Origin of the sequence: Rothia sp. HMSC065C03, assembly GCF_001837295.1 — a bacterium.
Lineage (GTDB): Bacteria > Actinomycetota > Actinomycetes > Actinomycetales > Micrococcaceae > Rothia.
The window spans coordinates 1-286 of record NZ_KV831994.1 but is presented as its reverse complement, the minus strand read 5'-3'; the positions used below and the strand labels follow the sequence as shown (position 1 = coordinate 286).

Sequence of the window (286 nt, the reverse complement as noted above, 5' to 3'; positions counted from 1 at the left end):
AGAACGCTGGCAGATTAATCAGAAGCGTTGTGAAGCCCTCGAACGTATCTTTAAGGAACGCTTCAATATCGACGATTACGTCAACCGACACCTCCAATGGGCACTTGACGCAGCCGCAGAGGACCCCGATGATGAAGACGCCGCAGACTGGGCAGAAACCCTCACCAAGGAAATCCCCACCATGCCCCTTGACGAAAAGCTCCTCTTCATCAAGGAAAACATGTACCCCCCCGAACCATCCGCCTGCGAAGAGGTCCTGCGTAAGCTCAATATCGTCACTCCCTAT

1 protein-coding gene is annotated in these 286 nt (G+C 53.1%); it reads left to right on the top strand.

The window, feature by feature from the left end; genetic code table 11:
* Nucleotides 1–286 (top strand): hypothetical protein (locus tag HMPREF2605_RS09515; RefSeq protein WP_168167587.1); only part of this gene is annotated, 286 nt, incomplete at both ends.